The following is a 17,775-nucleotide window of genomic DNA, read 5'->3' on the forward strand; positions in this document are numbered from 1 at the left end:
ATCAGCGGATCAAGCAGAGACTAAAAGGCCTGAGCCCCGTGCAATACAGGACTCAGGCCATGGCCGCCGGTTAAGAGAACTAACCGTCCAACGATTGGGGGTCAGTTCAATGCCGTGAGGGTTTGCAGAGCTAACGAAACGCTGCAGTTGATCGCCCGAATCGTTGTCACGATTCGGGTTCCCTCCGCGCCCTTCGGTTGCTCCGGCGTCAACTGAGCTTAGACGTTAGATTCAACTACCATCCACCATTGTTGAGGATAATATCTTAATGTCAGATTACGATTTTAGTAGCTTAAATGATAAAGAGTTCGAGGAATTATCGACAGACCTTTTGTCATTTCATTTAGGTTCTAGAATTGAAAGATTTAAACCTGGACGCGATGGTGGCGTGGATGGTCGTTTTTTTTCTTCAGAAGGTGACGAAGTCATTATACAGTGCAAGCACTGGTTGAAATCTGGACTAACAGCACTCATCAGATCAATTGAAAGCACGGAAGCAGAAAAGGTAAAGAAGCTTGATCCGAAGCGCTATATTTTTGTCACATCATTAGAGCTATCGAGAGCAAATAAGATAAAAATCAAGAGCCTATTATCTCCATACATATTGTCAGAGTCGGATATCTTTGGAAATGAAGACCTTAATGACATTCTATCAAAAAACATAGAAGTTGAGAGAAAACATTATAAGCTTTGGATATCTAGTACGAATATTCTTACAACGATATTGAATTCTGCGATTATCGGCAGAAGCAGGCATAAGCTAGAAGAAATCGTTGAAGAGTCTAATCGTTATGTAGTGACCCAGAGTCATAATCAAGCTATGGATAAGCTTGAAAAAATACACTCAGTAATAATTACCGGATCACCAGGCGTTGGGAAAACATCCTTGGCTGACCAGCTATGCCAATACTACTCTGCCAAAGGCTATGAGTTTTGTTTTATAGAGAACTCACTAAATGAAGCGGAGGACATTTACCGTGAAGAGTCTAAACAAGTGTTCTACTTTGATGATTTTTTAGGTAGAAACTTCTTGCTGGCTCTTGATTCGCATCAAGATTCTCATGTCATCAACTTTATAAAAAGGATCGAAAAAGACAAAAAGAAGAGATTTATTCTTACGTCTCGATCAAATATTTTAAACCAAGGTAAGAGACTCAGTGATCTTTTTGAAATTAAGAATATGAATAAAAATGAGTATGAATTATCCATTGCTTCGCTAACTGATATCGATAAGGCAAAAATCCTATACAACCATATCTGGTTTGGTGATTTGGATGAAGATCATATAAGTGAAATATACAAAGAAAAGAGATACCTTAAAATCATCAAGCATCAAAACTTCAACCCTAGGCTTATATCATTCATTACTGACCATCATCGCCTATCGGACTTAGAGCCTAGTGATTATTGGGATTATATTGACAGAACCTTATCTAACCCTAAGGATATTTGGAGAAATGCTCTTGAGGTTCAAGTTGATGATATATGTAGGCATATTGTTGTTGCAGTATGTCTTCATGGAAAGTCATTATCAGAACAGAGATTAAGAAGCCTCTACGATGAAATTGTAACAAGCAATATAAATGTCACGTCGTACAAGAGTTATGAGTCGGTCCGAAGATTATTAGTTGGCGCGTTATTGAACCGAAGTATTCTAGATAAAGATAATATTTTATATGACCTGTTTAATCCATCAATTGCTGATTTTGTAATTTCCAATTATTTAGGCGATTTTAATTATATTAATGAATTGCTTATTAGCTTAAGAACACCTGAGTCAATATCGAATCTGAATAGCTTGAAGGTGTCTGGAATTATCGATGAAGAATATTACTGCAACTTTCTAGAGTCTCAACTAATTAGGCTATCAATATCGAAAAATGGGAACAAGATAGACAGCTACAAGCTGCGCATACTATCACATTCAGCCTCGTTGCTATCGCCGAAAGGTGAAGTTTTTGAGTATATTAAAATATTAACAAAATCAGCATTGTCTTCTGGGTCATGTTCCTATGGAATTGATTTCTTCGATTTCATTAATTGGGCGCTCTCACTAGATCTCATTAATCCTTATGATTTAGGTTTCCAAAGTCAGTTAAAGGATTGGGTTTATGATTACGAAAAAGACATGGAGGAGTTCATTCCTATATCAAAGCTAGTCGCTGCTATAGACATACCACCGTCTGATCTGACTACAAAACTTAAAGAGGTCTATATTGACTATCTTTCAGAGGATATTACAAGGGACGTGATTGAAGAGGGCATCATGAGCGATGCTTATGATCCAGAAAGTTGTGATTCCTCAGAAATATCAAATTATATCGCAAATAGGTTTTCAGAGCTAGGGGTTACGTTTGAAGAGGCTGATGTGGAATTTGTGAGTGAAAATTGTGATATCGACGATATCATTCAGTCCAATATGAATTCAGCAATGTACGAAGATCAACAATATGAAGAATATAAAGAACAGCGATATAGTATGAGGTCAACGACGGATGCCATAGATGATCTCTTTGACAGGTCATGAGACCAAAATCTAACAAGCGCATGCTGTCGGACATGGACTTCCCCCGGTTTAGTAGACACGCATCAATAACTCCCACGGAGGAGAAAACCGATGCCCGCAATAATCACTGAAAAGAAGGCGCAACGCTAAACCACAAGTCGCCAGTCAGCGTCACAAAAATCAGAACAAGTATTGATCCACATCATTTTTTCAATTTGTAATTAACCATCTAAGGATCGACATCCGTTGAACAGTTCAAAGCGACCAATTTTTCGCCGCATCGCGACCTAATTCAGCGTCAAGCACAAAAACGGAGGAAACAATGAAGCGCGTTGGCATGCTATTGGCACTTTCTTTCTTGACTGGCTGCGCGGGGTTTGGGCAAGTCGATAATGTTGATGAATTATCTTTGTCGCAAGCAAGAGCCATGAACGAAATCCAGACAATAAACAACCCTGATAGTGTAAAATATTTCTCTAAAGGGAAGATAAAAGGCATTTCGTGTAAAGGCTCCGCCTTTAGTGGAAACACTTCTAAAGAAGCAGCCATGACTCAGTTAAAAATAAAGGCCGTTAAGATGAAGGCCGACGCTATATTATACCCAACCTGCTCTCAAGATGCTTCGGTGGACTGGAGTAATAACTGCTGGGAATCCTGGGTTTGCATTGGCGAAGCCGCATCACTTGAATAGTTAATACTTAATAAACCAATCAACTATGCATTTTCAGTGTCTAATGCGGTAAAGCTGCGCTGATTATTGATCCGTTAATATTTCCCCCTAACGGATGCTATTCACATTATCCGCAGGCCAAGCCTTGGGCTTTCCAGAACGCTCTCCCTTCCGCTGCGTACTCACTGGCACTGTGAACCATCGCGCCAAGCCACACCATGCTAGGCATGGCGGCGGTGCTTCGATATGCTGCAAGACGTGAAACTCAGGGCTGCTCACGAGGCGGCTCCATAACAACACACTGCAAATTCCGTAGAGAGCTTTCCATGAAAAAATTGCTGACCATCACCCTTCTCGGTAGCGCCTTGCTGGCTGGCAGCGCCGTCGCTCAGGACACCTTGCGTATCGGCGTCGACGTGCCTTACGAGCCGATGGAATACCGCACGGCCGACGGTGAACTCACCGGCTTCGACATCGAGCTCGGCAACGCCATCTGCGAAGAGATCGACAGGAAGTGCGAGTGGGTCGTGCAGGCGTGGGACGGCATCATTCCGGGCCTGATGGCGCGTAAGTACGACGCGATCATGTCCTCGATGACCATCAACGAAGAACGTAAGGGGACCGTGCTCTTCTCCGACCCGTACTTCCAGCCGCCCTCCGCGTGGTTCGCACCGCAAGACAGCGGCATCGACTTCCCGGCCAAGCAAACGCTCGAAGGCAAGACCATCGGGGTGCAGCGCGGCACATTGCAGGATAACTACGCCACCGACATGTTCGGCGACGCGGCCGAGATCAGCCGTTACTCCACCGCCGATGACCTCGTCCTCGATATGGATGCCGGTCGTGTCGACATCGCCTTCCTCGACTTCCCGGTCGGCAAGTCCACCCTGCTGGATAGCGAAGAAGGCGATTATAAAGTCGTCGGCGAGATGATCACCGAACCCAAGAAGTATTTCGGCGAAGGCTTCGGCATTGCATTCCGCAAGCGCGATCAGGAGCTGGCAGACCAGTTCAACGAAGCGCTGGCGACCCTGAAGGACAACGGCACCTATCAGGAACTCTACAACAAGTATTTCTCTGAAGAAGCCAAGTAAGGCGGCGTCGATACAACCAACGCCACGCAAAGGGGCGGCCTGCGGGCCGCCCCTTTGCGTTACGGCAAACGCTCAGGACGTACCTTTCGCGGACGGGGCGAAACGCGCGATGAAACGCGCCATTGCCGGCCCCAGTAGCACCACCGTGAAGAGCCGCAATGTCTGCAGCGCCACCACGAGACCCAAATCGGCATGCGTGTCGATGGCGATGATGGTCATCGAGTCGAGCCCGCCAGGGCTGGTCGCCAGGTAGGCGGTGATGAAGCTCGTGTCCATGAGCCCTACCATCAACAACGCGGAAAGCGCACATAACCCAATCAGCACTATCGACGCCATGACCATCTTGCCCAGCGAGCGAGCCACGGTCGCCAGCGCGTCGCGGTCGAAGCGCAGCCCCACATAGACACCGATGAAGCCGTAAGCCAGCATCAGCAAGGGTGCCGGCATCGACAGCGTCGCCCAGCCGGCGAGATGCAGCACCGTGCCGATCAGCATCGGCCCCAGCAAGGCGCCCGCAGGCAAGCGGCGATCGCACAGCCAGACCCCGCCGACGATGACCGCCAAGGTGATCGCAAAATCGACCGTCCCGGCCAGGTCGTCAGGAAAGCCGCCCCCGCCACGCGATGGCGTATCGCTCACCCCCAGCCAATGGCTCACCAGGGCCCCCACGAGCACCACGCACACCACTCGCACGTATTGCATCGCCGCCACGATACGCGGGTCGGTATCTTCGCGCTCTTCGGCCATCGCCACCATCGCCGCCGCCGCGCCCGGTGTGGTACCCCAGGCCGCCGTGCTGCCTGGAAGCCCGCCGTAACGCACCAGAACGATCCCCACCAGCAGACTAAGCAGCAGCGTAATGGCCGTGGCCAACAGCATCACCAGCCAGCCATCGAGGATCGTCATCAGCACGCTCATCGTCATGGCATGCGCGATCAACACGCCGACCGTGCCTTGGCCGAGTTTGAAGCAACGTCTCGGTAGACGCAGACCGCTGCCGCCAATGCCGAACGCGATGCCCACCAGCATCGGGCCGATGAAGCCACCCGCCGGCATATGCCAATGATTTAGCACGCCACTCGCCACGCAGCACGCCACGAATAGCGCCAACCACAGCCCGGCACGGTGCATGCGGGGAGACGACGGTCGAGAAGGCGCAGGAGTCGGGGAAGGGGCCAAGGAAGTACTCCACAAAAGGGACGCATTATAGCAAGCTAAGGACTTTCCGCAGTACTTCTCGCTGCAGCTACCACGAGCGCATCGCCGCGTATATCACTGCCGAATCCGGCGAGTCCGGTGCCGTCAGCGCGTTACACTGGTAGCGTTGCCGCTTCGAGGAACCCCGTCATGCTCGACCCCGACCGCTGCCGCGTGGCCCGTTTATCTCGGGATGCTCGCTTCGATGGGCGTTTCTTCGTCGGCGTGACCACGACCGGTATCTACTGCCGGCCGATCTGCCCTGCCCGGCCGCCGCGTGATGACAATGTGCGCTATTTCCCTAGCGCTGTAAGCGCCGCCCAGGCGGGATTTCGCCCTTGCCTGCGCTGCCGCCCGGACAGCGCCCCGGAATCGCCCGCCTGGCATGGCAATCACACCACGCTACGCCGCGCTTTGCGGCTGATCGACGAAGGCGCCCTGAGCCAAGACTCGCTGGGCGCGCTCTGCGAGCGCCTCGGCATCGGCGAGCGCTACCTGCGCCTGCTTTTCAAGCAGCACCTGGGCGTCTCGCCCAAGGCCTACGCCCTGCATCGCCAGTGCCTGTTCGCCAAGCAGTTGCTGCACCAGAGCGCGCTGCCGGTGGCCGATATCGCCTACGCCAGCGGCTTCACCAGCCTGAGGCGCTTCAACGATGCGTTTCGTCGCCAAGTGGGACACGCACCGCGTGAGTTGCGACGTACGCCTCGGCCCCCCAGCGAGAACCTCACACTGACGCTGGCCTATCGCCCGCCTTACGCCTGGGCATGGCTGCGTGACTTCCTCGCCGTGCGGCGTATCGACAAACTGGAATGGGGAGACGCGCATCGCTACGGTCGTTACATTCAGTGGGGGTCGGCACGCGGCCACTTCACGGCCGAGCACATGCCCGACCAGCATTGTTTTCGTGTCACGCTGAATCTCGACGACCTCGGGGCGCTCTCGCCGGTGGTACGCAACATCCGCCGTGTGCTCGACCTGGACGCCGATACGGCACTCATCGAGGCGCAGCTTCGTCAGGCGCTTCCGGCCACGTTTCCGCTTGTCGAGGGCTTGCGCTTGCCCGGCCTGTGGAGTCCTTTTGAGGCCGGCATTCGCGCGGTTCTCGGCCAGCAGGTCTCGATCTCGGCGGCGCGCGGGCATACGACCAATCTGGTCGAAGCGCTCGGCGAACCCACCGCCGAGGGCGGGCGCCACTTCCCCACGGCCGCGCGGATCGCCGCTAGCGATCTCACGTTTCTGCGCATGCCCCAGGCGCGCCGCGACTGTTTGCGTGGCCTGGCGCGAGCCGAATGCGAGCAGCGGCTCGACGACGACCCTCGCTGCTGGACCACACTCAAAGGCATCGGTCCCTGGAGTGCCGATTACGCCGCCTTGCGCGGCACCAGCCATCCCGATATCTGGCTGGGCGGCGACCTGGGCGTCAAGCGGGCCCTGACGTCTCTGGACACGATCGAGCCGGATCTTGCCGCGCCGTGGCGCAGTTATCTCACCCTACAACTCTGGAGTCGCTGATATGGCATCCTCCGCCTACGCCATCGATTACGTCACGCCCGAACCGACCTCGCCGCTGGGCATGCTACGCATCCTCGCCAGCGAGCACGGGATTCGCGAGATCGCCTTCGTCGACAGTGCCGAGACACCGGCGGCGCCCTCGCCGCTCACCAAGACCTGCCGCGAGCAGTTAAGCGCCTACCTCAAGGGAGAATTGCGCGATTTCGACGTGCCGCTCGACCCGCAAGGCACGCCCTTCCAGCAGCGCGTATGGCAGGCACTAGCACGCATTCCGTTCGGGGAGACGCGCAGCTACGCGGAGATCGCCCGAGACATCGACAACCTCAAGGCGGTGCGCGCGGTAGGCGCCGCCAACGGCCGCAATCCGCTGCCCATCGTGGTGCCTTGTCATCGCGTGATCGGGCGTGATGGTACGCTCACCGGCTATGCTGGCGGGATCGAGCGCAAGGCCTGGTTACTCGAACTCGAGCGCACGCCCATCAAACACCATTCAACACGTTAATCGCATCGATCAACGGAGGTGCGCCATGACGCAAGATGTTGAGCAGGCACGGCAAGTGCTGGATTTTTGGTTCGTGGAGGCAGGCCCCAGACAGTGGTTCAACAAGGACCCGGCGTTCGACCAGGCGCTCGCCGAACGCTTCGGGGCACTGTACGACGCGGCATGTCGCTGCGAGCTTTATGCTTGGCGGCAAAGTAGTCGCGGCGCCCTGGCGGAAATACTGCTGCTGGATCAGTTCTCGCGCAATATCTACCGCGATCAGGCCCTGGCCTTCGCTCAGGACCCGCTAGCGCTGAGCCTCGCCCAGCATCTGGTCGCGCGCGGAGGCGATCAAGCGCTACCCCCCGAACAGCGCGCGTTCGTCTATATGCCGTATATGCACAGCGAATCGCCCATCATCCACCAGGAAGCCCTGCGGCTTTTCGATCAGCCGGGCCTGGAGCGCAACCTGGACTTCGAGCAACGTCATTGGGCGATTATCGAGAGTTTCGGCCGGTATCCGCATCGCAATGCGATTCTGGGCCGGGAATCGACGCCGGAAGAACGCGACTTCTTACGCCAGCCGGGATCGTCCTTTTAAGACTGATGACGCTGTACGTGCGATCAGGCGCCGCGAGCAACGGGATAACGCCCCGCCAACGGGGCGGTCAGCGTGCCGAGCAGGCGCCAGCTCAAATAGAGAAAACCGAGGGGGAAAAGAATCGTCTGGACGATGAACACCGCCGACAAGGCCACCACGTTCTCGGTCATGCTATCCAGACGTGTCAGCAGGTCGCGCACCGGATGGCCCACGGCACTTTCCCATTTATCCTTGAGCTGTTGCCACACGCCGTCGTCTTCTTCACGAATGCCGGCCTGCGTCTCGGCGACGTCCTGGAACACCGCGCGATCTTGGTCCAACGCCGTATAAAGCCCCTCACGTTGGTCGCCAATCAGCGCATCGCCCATCCAGGTGCTGGCCAGCGCCGCGATGAGCACCGCGAAACGTAGGAACGCCATCAGCAAGAACGCCCGACGGGCCCATTCGCGCCAAACACCACGCCCCCAGACGAGCGACACCGCCAGCAACAGGCAGCTCAACGAGAAAAGCGCCTTGATGACCGCGTGACTGGCCATCTGGATCAAGACTTTCTGCATGGCCAGCGAGGCCGTGGAGGCGAACATGATCCACGAAAAACGCTCGACGAGGTCATTGGCGGGGTCCAGCGCCTGGCCGAACTGTACCTGAAAGACCATGGCATCGGCAGTGACGCTCTGCATCACCGAAATGGCCGCATTGAGCGCCTTGGCCAAGGCAAAGCTCTTGAACGCCGTGGCGAGAGCGTCATCCAGCGTGGACAGCGCTACGTCATGCGTGACGCCAAGCCACGATACCAGCGCCAAGATCAATAACGCCGCCACCGCCCAGCGGCAATGGGGCATGCGAGAAGGCGGCATGCGAGAAGACAGCGACATGACGAAAGCTCCCGGGACAATGCCCAGACCCTAACCGCTCGGCGGCCCGAGCGCCATCGCCATCAGATCAGCAGTTGGTAGCTTAACGCCGAGACCAACAAGGTGGCGGAACCCATCAAGGCGACGATGAGCGCGTGGCGCAGGGTATCGGGTTTCATGACGCGCATGGGGGCAACCTCGCATGACAGTGACTCGAACCCTCTTGATAAACAATGGCGCCGGCGTGCTCAATACGCCTTTGGATTAAGACGTCGCGACGGACAGCCGCAATGCGTTTTCCAACTACCGACACCAGGTACCGAGATGGTATCGTCTTCGCATTCATTCGCATGCATTCAAGAGGTCACCCATGTCCAGCAAGATCTATTGCACTGCCCAGTTCAAGCCCAAGCCCGGCAAGGAAGAAAGCGTCTTCCAGGCGCTGCAGGCGCTCGAACCCAACGCGCATCGCGAAGACGCTTGCATCCAGTACACCGTGACCCGGAAGATCGACAACCCGTTCGCCGATGGCACCAGCTATCCCATCGTCTTTCACGAGATCTGGGCCGACCGTGCCTCCTTCGAAGCCCATTGCCAACGCCGTGAAGTGCAGGCCTTCTTCGCCGAATACGTCGAAGCCGAGGACGGCGATGTCGAAGACGCCAACGTCTGCGTGTATACCGATGAGCCGGCCGATTTCGACGCACCCAAGCTATAACGCGCCGCACCGACGGATGATCGTCCCTGCGATTACCCCCGCACCTCGCGAGGCATCATGAAAAGCCGCTGGGACGATCTCGAGGCGCTGCTCGCCGTGGTCGACGCCGGTGGCTTCACCGCTGCCGCCGAGCGTCTGAGCACCAGCACCGCGCGGCTCTCGCGAGCCGTCTCGCGCCTGGAGAAGCGGCTCGAGACGACCCTCGTGCACCGCACCACGCGACGCTTGGACATCACCGAGGAAGGCGAGGCGTTCATCGCCCAGGCTCGCCAAGCGCTGGGCACCTTGGAAACCGCCGAGGAAGCGCTCACCGTGCGCCGTCGCGAGCCGGCCGGACGCCTGCGCGTCGACGCCGCCACGCCGTTTCTGCTTCACCAGATCGTGCCCCACCTCGCCGAATTCCATGCCGCCTATCCCAAGGTCCGCCTGGAGCTGACCACCCACGAGACCAACATCGACCTGATCGAGCAACGCACCGATGTCGCCATTCGTATCGGTCGTCTGGAAGACTCCACCCTGCATGCGCGACCGCTCGGTCATAGCCGGCGTCGCCTGGTGGCCAGCCCCGCTTACCTGGAACGCTACGGCACGCCGCGCCATGTCGAGGACCTGGCGCATCACGTGCTGCTGGGCTTCACGCATCTGACCCAACTCAACCGCTGGCCCATCGGCGACGGTCGTACCATCCAGCCCACTCTCGCCTCGAGCAGTGGCGAAGCGTTACTGCAAATGGCAGAAGCCGACGTGGGCATCGCCTGCCTGGCGGACTTCCTGACGCGCGGCGCTCGCCAAGCCAGGCGCTTGACGGTAGTTCTCGACGACGCTACCCACGAGCGCCACGAGCCCATTCAGGCGGTCTACTACCGCAATACGGCACTCCACGGCCGCATCAATGCCTTCCTGGACTTCTTCGCCGACCGCCTGACACTCTGATTCCCTCACGCCGGAACATGCGCGCCGCAACCTTTGTGATTAATGCAAGAATGTTTTGCAATTAGGCATCTTTATCGCAAGGCCGCGACTCGGCAGACTGCCCCACCTTTTGCATTCACATGCCTACGAAAGTGGTAAAGACACCATGAAGATTCTGCTGATCAACGGCGCCAAGGCCTTCGCGCATTCCGGCGGCCGTTACAACGACACACTGCACGACGTGGCACGCGGCGAACTCGCCGAAATGGGCCACGAGATCCGCGAGACCCGCGTCGACGACGGCTACGATACCGACGCCGAAGTCGAGAAATTCCTGTGGGCCGATGTCATCGTCTATCAGATGCCCGGCTGGTGGATGGGCACACCGTGGACGGTCAAACGCTATATCGACGAAGTCTTCACCGCCGGCCACGGATCGCTCTATGCCAGCGACGGACGCTCACGCCAGGACCCCAGCCGTCAGTACGGCAGCGGCGGCTTGCTGCAGGGACGGCGCTACATGCTCTCGCTGACCTGGAACGCGCCCGTCGAAGCCTTCGACGAGCCCGGCAACTTCTTCGAGGGCCAGGGCGTCGATGGCGTCTATTTTCCGTTCCACAAATCCCAGGCATTCGTGGGTCTGGACGCCATGCCAACCTACATCGCCAACGACGTCATCAAAGCACCCGACATCGACGGCCATATCGACGCCTATCGTGCACATCTGCGCGAACATTTTTCCATCAGTTGAACGAAGCCCACGCCTGAACGCTAAAGCCAGCGCCTGAACCGGCCTCCGGGCCGCCGCCGCATCACGGTGGCGGCCCCGCGCGTGACCTGCCTCACCCTCTGACGTTGCACCTTTCGATGCACGGCAAGCTTTTCAACGAGATGCTAAGATAGCGCGCCCGTTCGAGAGGAAGGCTTTTGTCCATGTCCGCGCGTTCCGCTTCCCCAACCGCTCCCCTACCCGCTGCGTTATGGCTCGTCGCCTTCGCGCTGGCGGCGATCAATTTGCGCGCGCCCATCGTGGTGGTGGGGCCGGTACTGGAATCGATCATGCAGACACTGGCCATCGGTGCCGGCGTCGCCAGCCTGTTCACCACCGGCATGATCCTGTGCTTCGGCGTGCTCTCACCGCTGGCGCCCGGCGTCGCCGCACGCATGGGGCTGGATCGCGCGCTCGCCCTGGCGCTCGGGGCCATCGCGCTCGGTGGCCTGCTGCGCGGTATCGAAAGCCTGCCGGTGATGCTCATCGGGACCTTCTTCGCCGGCCTGGGCATCGCCTTCGGCAACGTCTTCATGCCCAGCCTGGTCAAGCGCGACCGCCCCGAGCGAATCGGTCAAACCATGGGACTTTACACGGTCGTGATGGGGATCGGCGCCACCCTCGGTGCGGGGACTGCCGTGCCATTGATGAATCTCAGCGGTTCCTGGTCGGTTCCCATCCTGATGTGGGCGGGCATTGGCTTGGTCACGACGGCACTCTGGATGTGGATGGCCTGGCGGCAACCCAAGGCAAGCGACGACGGCCAATCGACGCGCATCACGCGGCTGTTCAAGAGCCGCACCGCCTGGACCCTGACGCTGTTCATGGGCATGCAGTCGCTGGGCTTCTATACCCTGCAGACTTGGGTGCCCGCCGTGGCCTCGGCCGCCGGGGTTCCCAGCGCCGCCGCGGGTGGCATGCTGTCGATCATCAACCTGACCACCATCCCCGCAAGTTACGTGATCGCGCGCCTCGCCGCGCGGCTGCATCACCACAGCCTGCTGGTACTGGGACTTTGCACGTTGATCGCGCTGGGGCTTGTCGGATTGTGGCTCGCGCCCACGGCGTCGCCCACGCTATGGGCGATCCTGCTCGGCGCCGGCCAGGGCGGCTGCTTCAGTTTCGCGTTGACCATGATCGTGATGCGCACCCGGCGCGCTAACCACGCCGCCATGCTCTCCGGCATGGCTCAGAGCCTCGGCTACCTCATGGCCGCCGGTGGCCCGCTGGTGTTCGGCGCCTTGCACGGCGTCACCGGCGACTGGCGGCTGTCGTTGTGGCTGCTGATGGGACTGCTCAGTGTGCAGACCGTCGCCGGGGTCATGATCGGCCGGCCCAAACTGGTCACGGTGCGCGAGGGTTGAGCCGCCGACTCATGACGGTCACAGACTCGCTTCCATGTCTGCGCCGATGGGCATCGTTCACCGCACGCATCGTTCACCGAGGACCGATATGGACTGGAACATTACCTACACCTGGCTGGCCATCGCTCTGCTTTTGGGTCTGGCGGAGCTGACCTCAGGCGCACTGGTGCTGCTCGCCCTGGCCGTTGCGGCCGCGCTGACGGCACTCTTGGCCTGGCTCGGTGTCAGCCTCGCTTGGCAACTGCTGGGGCTGGGCGTCTTCGCCGGCCTGCTGTTGCCACTGACCATCAAAGTGATCCGCCCCTGGTTCTCGCCCCATGGCGTCGCCTACGGAACGACCGGCACGGGAGTCGAGAAAGGCAATGAATATCATACGCTCAAGCGCGATTTCGATGGTGCGACCGGCATCAAGATCAACGGCGATTTTTATCGATTGAGAGTTGCCGAGTCCGACACGACCGAGCTGCCTTTAGACAGCCGAGTCGTTTTCCAGCGCTTCGATGGCACCACCGCCATCGTCACGCTAGCATCGCCACAGGAGCAGTAAGCATGGATTCATTTCTAACACCGGGGCTAATTCTCAGCCTGATCGTCGTTGCAATCGGCATTGTGATCATCGTCAAAGGGCTGGTGATCGTTCGACAGTCCGAGGTGATGGTGATCGAGCGCTTGGGGTCGTTCAATCGACTGCTGGAGAGCGGTATCAACATCATCATTCCGTTCATCGAGCAGCCCCGCGCCATCAGCATGATCCGCTACCGCAAACAGGGTGAAGAGTACTACCCGATCGCCACCGACGAGACCCGCATCGATCGCCGCGAGACGGTGATGGATTTTCCCGGTCAGCCGGTGGTGACGACTGATAACGTGACGGTCACCATCAACGGCGCCCTTTACTACCAGATCATCGACCCCAAACGCGCCGTCTATGAAGTCGCCAACATGAGTCAAGCCGTCGAGGTCCTGGCCAAGACCACGCTGCGTTCGGTAGTGGGCAAGATGGAGCTGGACAAGCTTTTCGAATCTCGTGCCGAGGTCAACAACGCGATCCAATCCGCCATGGAAGAACCCGCTTCCAAGTGGGGCGTCAAGATATCTCGCGTCGAGGTGCAAGACATCGCCATGCCCGAGGAAGTCGAGGGTGCCATGCGTCTGCAGATGGCTGCCGAGCGTAAGCGGCGCGCGACCGTAACCGAAGCCGAGGGCGAGAAATCCGCCGCCATCGCCATGGCCCAGGGCCAGCGTGAGTCATCGATCCTCAATGCTGAAGGCGATAAGCAATCCGCCATTCTGCGTGCCGAGGGCGAACAGGAATCCATAAAACTGGTCCTCAACGCCATCGGCGACAGTGAGGACGACAAGCGTACCGTGGTGGGCTACCTACTCGGGCAGAGCTATATCAAGGTGCTGCCGAACATGGCCAAGGATGGTGAACGCGTGTTCGTGCCTTACGAATCGTCCGCCCTGCTCGGCTCCATGGGCATGTTCCGGGAAATGGCCGGCTCACCGGAAGATATCGTCAGCCAGCACGTCAAGAACCGCCAGGATGGAACTGACCTGCGCAACGGCATGGTCGGCGGCGCTGCTAGCAGTAGCTGACTCAGATCGTAGAGGCATCCAACCGCCGACTCATGACGGTCACAGACTCGCCGCGATAGGTCAGCGCCTCGCGATCCTCCCATCCTAGGCGACGATACAGCGCCTGTTGATCGGGCGTGTAGAGGTGGAAGTGGCGGATGCCGTGGGCCAGCGCTTCCGCCTCGACCCGCTGCACCAGGCGCGAAGCGATACCATGGCCGCGCCATTCGGGCAGCACGAAGACCGAGGCCAGCCAAGGCGTCAGCTCGCGGCGAATGCTCATGTCGTCGGCGACCAGGCTCGCCGTGCCCACCGGCGACGCCTCGTGCATTGCCACGAAAACCGAGGGCACGCCGCCCTCGCCGCACTGCGCATAGAATGCCCGACGATACTCCGTCGCCGAGGTATCGGGGTGCAGATGCCCCCAGGCGTCATGAGTCCAGCCCGCCACGGTTCTCGCGTGAGGTGAGTCGGCTTGCAGCCTGACGATAGCGATATTCTCGATCACGCACATGCTCCTGATCGCTTTCAGCGAGACTCAGCCCTATCTGGCGTCGCCTGGATGGTCTCAGGCCTCTAACTGAAACGGATATACCGCGCCGATGCCCAATAGCTGCGTCAGCTCGTCCAGGGCTGTCAGCGATTCCTGGGCGAGTTGCGGATCGGCGAGATCCTCGGGCGCTAGTCGATCGCGGTAATGCCGCTCGACCCAGGCTGTCAGGTCGCCATGCAGCGCCTCGTCGAGCAACACGCGGCCGCCCAGCGTCTGACGTTCGGCCGACGAGAGCGCGACGCGCAGGCGCAGGCACGCCGGGCCACCGCCGTTGCGCATGCTCTGTTTGACGTCCTTGACCAGCACCTCGCTGATGGGGTTGTACCCTGCCAGCAGCAGGTCCTGAATCGTGCGCCACACGGTTTCGTTCTCCTGACACTCGCCGGGCACGACCAGCGTCATGCTGCCGTCGGGGTTGGAGAGCAACTGCGAGTTGAACAGATACGTCGATACCGCATCCTCGAGACTGACCGCCTCGCTCGGCACGCGCACCGGGATCAGCGGCGTCGACATGCGGGCGCGCAGTGCGTCCAGCGTGGCCGTCTCGTCGCGAAACGCCATATCGTGATAGAGCAGCACCGGGCCATTGCCGACGGCGATGACGTCGTTATGGAAGACACCGGCGTCGATGGCGTCGGGATTCTGCTGAGCGAACACCGTCTGCGCGTCACTCAAGCCATGCTGGCGGGCGATCGCCTGACTCGCCTCCAGCGTCTGGCGCGCGGGATAGCGCGTGGGGCCGTGTTGCCCGCCGAACGCCTGGCGACCGTAGACGAACAGGTGAACGCCGGGCTCGCCATGACCATTATCTCCAGACCCAGCGCACAGCCGGGTGTGATTGGCCGCGCCCTCGTCGGAGAAGGCCGGCGTCGCCGGCAGCACTGGATGATGCGCGAAGTGTGCGGGGTCGCGAAACATCGCCGCCAGCACGCGCGCGGTGGTGCGCGGTTCGAGATAGCGATGAAAGCTCGATTGCAGGTTCGCGGCGGTGAAATGAACGCGGCCATCCGGGGCATCCGCACTCGGCGTCACGGTCGCGGCATTGGCCGTCCACATCGATGAGGCCGAGCACACCGCGCGCAAGAGCTGCGGTGCCTCCTCGGCCGCCCGTGCCAGCACGCTGGCATCGTCACCGGTGAAGCCGAGATCGCGCAGCGCGCCTAGATCCGGGCGTTGCTGGGGCGGCAACACGCCTTGCGCGTAGCCGGCCTCCATCAACGACTTCATCTTGTCGAGCCCTTGCAACGCCGCCTCACGCGGGTTGGCCGTGAGCCCGCCGTGGCGCATCGAGGCCACGTTGCCATGCGCCAGTCCGGCATAGTTGTGGGTCGGCCCCACCAGACCGTCGAAGTTGACCTCGCGTACCTCTTCACTCATAGAACTTTCGCTCATAGCACCACCCCCGGCGGCAGAGTATCGGGCAGGCTGAGCGTCTCGGTTTCCATCGAGGCCACCGGATAGGCGCAGTAATCGGCGGCGTAATAGGCGCTCGGGCGATGGTTGCCGCTGTCGCCGATACCACCGAAGGGCGCGTCGCTAGAGGCGCCGGTGGTCTGGCGGTTCCAGTTGACGATGCCGGCACGGATGCGCAGCAGGAAGTCGTCCCAGTCGGACTGCTCACCGCCGATCAAACCCGCAGACAGGCCATAACGGGTATCGTTGGCCAGGGCGATGGCCTCGTCCCAGTCGTGATAACGATGCACCTTGAGCAGCGGTCCGAAATGCTCTTCGTCAGGTACCTCGCAGCCCGTCACGTCGATCAGCCCCGGCGACAGCAGGCTAGTGCCCTCTTCCAGGCGGCGCATGCTGCTCAACACCCGGCCGCCGCGTGCGACGAAATCGTCCTGGGCGGCCAGCAAGCCATCCGCCGCCTCGACGCTGGCCAGCCCCGCATAGAATGGCGCCGGTTCGCTAAACGGCCCCGCCACACGCAGCGCCCCAATGGCACGCACCAGCGCTTCGAGCAGCGCATCCCCCGCTGCGCCGTGAGGCACGATCAGGCGGCGCGCACAGGTGCAACGCTGGCCGCCGGAGGCGAACGCCGACTGCAGGATCGACAATACCGTCGCTTCCTGGTCGGGTACATCCTTGACCACCAGCGGGTTGTTGCCGCCCAGTTCCAGCGCCAGGATCTTGTCGACCTGACCGCCGAACTGGCGATGCAGCAGCCCGCCGATCTTGGCGCTGCCGGTGAACAGCAAGCCATCGATGTCGGCGCTACCGGCCAGCGCCTGGCCGACCTCGGCCGCGCCCTGCACCAGATTGATCACGCCGGCGGGCAGGCCCGCCTCGAGCCAGCATTGAAGCGTCAGGTCGGCGGTCATTGGCGTCTGCTCGCTGGGCTTGAAGACCACCGCGTTGCCGGCCAGCAGTGCCGGGACGATATGCCCGTTGGGCAGATGCCCGGGGAAGTTGTACGGGCCGTACACCGCCAGCACGCCATGCGGGCGATGGCGTAGCACCGCGCGGCTGCCGCCGACATCCCGCGAACGCTCGCCAGTGCGCTCGTGATAAGCGGTAATCGAGATGGCGACCTTGCCGATCATCGCACCGATCTCGGTACGCGCTTCCCAAAGCGGCTTGCCGGTTTCATGCGCGATGCTCGTCGCCAGCGCCTCGCGATTGGCTTCCAGACGCTCGCGGAAACGCTCGACTACGGCCTGGCGTTCCTCGAAGCTGTGACGCGCCCAGACGGGGAACGCCCGCCGTGCGGCGGCCACCGCCGCGTCGACCTGGGCCGCGCTGGCCGCACTGGCACTCCATAGCGTCTCGCCGGAGACGGGATCAGTCTTGTCGAAACGCGCTGCGTCACCCTCGACCCAGGCGCCGTCGATCAGCAATTGCTGCTTGGCGTGCATAGTTCGCTCCTGATTCATTTGTAAGCTACGAGCTACGAGCTACGAGCTACGAGCTACGAGCTACGAGCTACGAAAAGCAGTATTCGGCTACGCTGAAAGTTCGCCATC

Annotated in this window: 17 protein-coding genes; 12 read left to right on the top strand and 5 right to left on the bottom strand. The window is 59.1% G+C overall.

From position 1 onward, the window contains the following. The first annotated feature begins 268 nt into the window (after positions 1-268). From OP494_RS09590 to OP494_RS09600, 3 genes are all read left to right on the top strand, one after another. Positions 269-2,527, top strand: a complete 2,259-nt coding sequence (locus OP494_RS09590) for a restriction endonuclease (protein ID WP_280540516.1) — start codon at positions 269-271, stop codon at positions 2,525-2,527. Positions 2,528-2,828: 301 nt separating this feature from the next. Next, the gene (gene rcsF / locus OP494_RS09595; RefSeq protein WP_280540517.1) at positions 2,829-3,197 is read left to right on the top strand and encodes an Rcs stress response system protein RcsF; all 369 of its coding nucleotides are present in this window, start codon (positions 2,829-2,831) and stop codon (positions 3,195-3,197) included. A gap of 305 nt (positions 3,198-3,502) precedes the next feature. Then, entirely contained in the window at positions 3,503-4,270 is a 768-nt protein-coding gene (locus tag OP494_RS09600; RefSeq protein ID WP_280540518.1) for an ABC transporter substrate-binding protein, read from the top strand. A gap of 72 nt (positions 4,271-4,342) precedes the next feature. Here the strand turns inward: OP494_RS09600 and OP494_RS09605 are convergent, their stop codons facing one another. Beyond that, complete coding sequence (locus OP494_RS09605) at positions 4,343-5,449, bottom strand: AbrB family transcriptional regulator (RefSeq protein ID WP_280540519.1); 1,107 nt, start codon at positions 5,447-5,449, stop codon at positions 4,343-4,345. Between the two features lie 168 nt (positions 5,450-5,617). On the opposite strand from OP494_RS09605, the gene OP494_RS09610 reads away from it, so the two are divergent. Genes OP494_RS09610 through OP494_RS09620 form a run of 3 tightly spaced genes read left to right on the top strand, consistent with a single transcriptional unit; the run spans position 5,618 to position 8,061 of the window. After that, positions 5,618-6,979: an AlkA N-terminal domain-containing protein gene (locus tag OP494_RS09610; protein ID WP_280540520.1), complete on the top strand. Its 1,362-nt coding sequence runs from the start codon at positions 5,618-5,620 to the stop codon at positions 6,977-6,979. A gap of 1 nt (position 6,980) precedes the next feature. Further along, positions 6,981-7,481 (top strand): methylated-DNA--[protein]-cysteine S-methyltransferase, encoded by a 501-nt coding sequence (locus tag OP494_RS09615; RefSeq protein WP_280540521.1) that lies wholly within the window; start codon positions 6,981-6,983, stop codon positions 7,479-7,481. A gap of 25 nt (positions 7,482-7,506) precedes the next feature. Further along, positions 7,507-8,061 carry a DUF924 family protein gene (locus OP494_RS09620; protein WP_280540522.1) on the top strand — a complete coding sequence of 185 codons (555 nt, stop codon included), beginning with the start codon at positions 7,507-7,509 and terminating at the stop codon, positions 8,059-8,061. 23 nt (positions 8,062-8,084) lie between these two features. Here OP494_RS09620 and OP494_RS09625 read toward each other — a convergent pair whose 3' ends face one another. Beyond that, positions 8,085-8,936, bottom strand: coding sequence for a hypothetical protein (locus OP494_RS09625; RefSeq protein WP_246919620.1), 852 nt, complete (start codon positions 8,934-8,936; stop codon positions 8,085-8,087). Positions 8,937-9,285: 349 nt separating this feature from the next. Between OP494_RS09625 and OP494_RS09630 the strand changes: the two genes are divergently transcribed. The 6 genes from OP494_RS09630 (at position 9,286) to OP494_RS09655 (ending at position 14,277) form a co-directional block, all read left to right on the top strand. Continuing rightward, on the top strand, positions 9,286-9,633 hold the full coding sequence (locus tag OP494_RS09630; RefSeq protein WP_040242874.1) for a putative quinol monooxygenase: 348 nt from the start codon (positions 9,286-9,288) through the stop codon (positions 9,631-9,633). A gap of 57 nt (positions 9,634-9,690) precedes the next feature. Beyond that, complete coding sequence (locus OP494_RS09635; RefSeq protein WP_247620402.1) at positions 9,691-10,566, top strand: LysR substrate-binding domain-containing protein; 876 nt, start codon at positions 9,691-9,693, stop codon at positions 10,564-10,566. A 145-nt stretch (positions 10,567-10,711) separates the two neighbouring features. Beyond that, a complete protein-coding gene (locus OP494_RS09640; RefSeq protein WP_280540523.1) occupies positions 10,712-11,296 on the top strand; it encodes an NAD(P)H-dependent oxidoreductase in 585 nt (194 codons plus the stop codon). Positions 11,297-11,478: 182 nt separating this feature from the next. Next, the gene (locus OP494_RS09645) at positions 11,479-12,678 is read left to right on the top strand and encodes an MFS transporter (protein ID WP_280540524.1); all 1,200 of its coding nucleotides are present in this window, start codon (positions 11,479-11,481) and stop codon (positions 12,676-12,678) included. 88 nt (positions 12,679-12,766) lie between these two features. Then, entirely contained in the window at positions 12,767-13,225 is a 459-nt protein-coding gene (locus OP494_RS09650; protein ID WP_280540525.1) for a nodulation efficiency, NfeD-like protein, read from the top strand. Between the two features lie 2 nt (positions 13,226-13,227). Continuing rightward, a complete protein-coding gene (locus OP494_RS09655) occupies positions 13,228-14,277 on the top strand; it encodes an SPFH domain-containing protein (RefSeq protein WP_246895507.1) in 1,050 nt (349 codons plus the stop codon). A gap of 1 nt (position 14,278) precedes the next feature. Here the strand turns inward: OP494_RS09655 and OP494_RS09660 are convergent, their stop codons facing one another. The 3 genes from OP494_RS09660 to astD are packed head-to-tail and all read right to left on the bottom strand — an operon-like array spanning position 14,279 to position 17,667. Then, complete coding sequence (locus OP494_RS09660) at positions 14,279-14,764, bottom strand: GNAT family N-acetyltransferase (protein WP_247620398.1); 486 nt, start codon at positions 14,762-14,764, stop codon at positions 14,279-14,281. Between the two features lie 60 nt (positions 14,765-14,824). Further along, complete coding sequence (gene astB, locus OP494_RS09665) at positions 14,825-16,201, bottom strand: N-succinylarginine dihydrolase (protein WP_247620397.1); 1,377 nt, start codon at positions 16,199-16,201, stop codon at positions 14,825-14,827. Next, complete coding sequence (gene astD, locus OP494_RS09670; protein WP_247620396.1) at positions 16,198-17,667, bottom strand: succinylglutamate-semialdehyde dehydrogenase; 1,470 nt, start codon at positions 17,665-17,667, stop codon at positions 16,198-16,200. The genes astB and astD overlap by 4 nt, the downstream gene beginning before the upstream one ends. Between the last annotated feature and the right edge of the window lie 108 nt (positions 17,668-17,775).

This window comes from Chromohalobacter sp. 11-W (genome assembly GCF_029889905.1).
Taxonomy (GTDB): domain Bacteria; phylum Pseudomonadota; class Gammaproteobacteria; order Pseudomonadales; family Halomonadaceae; genus Chromohalobacter.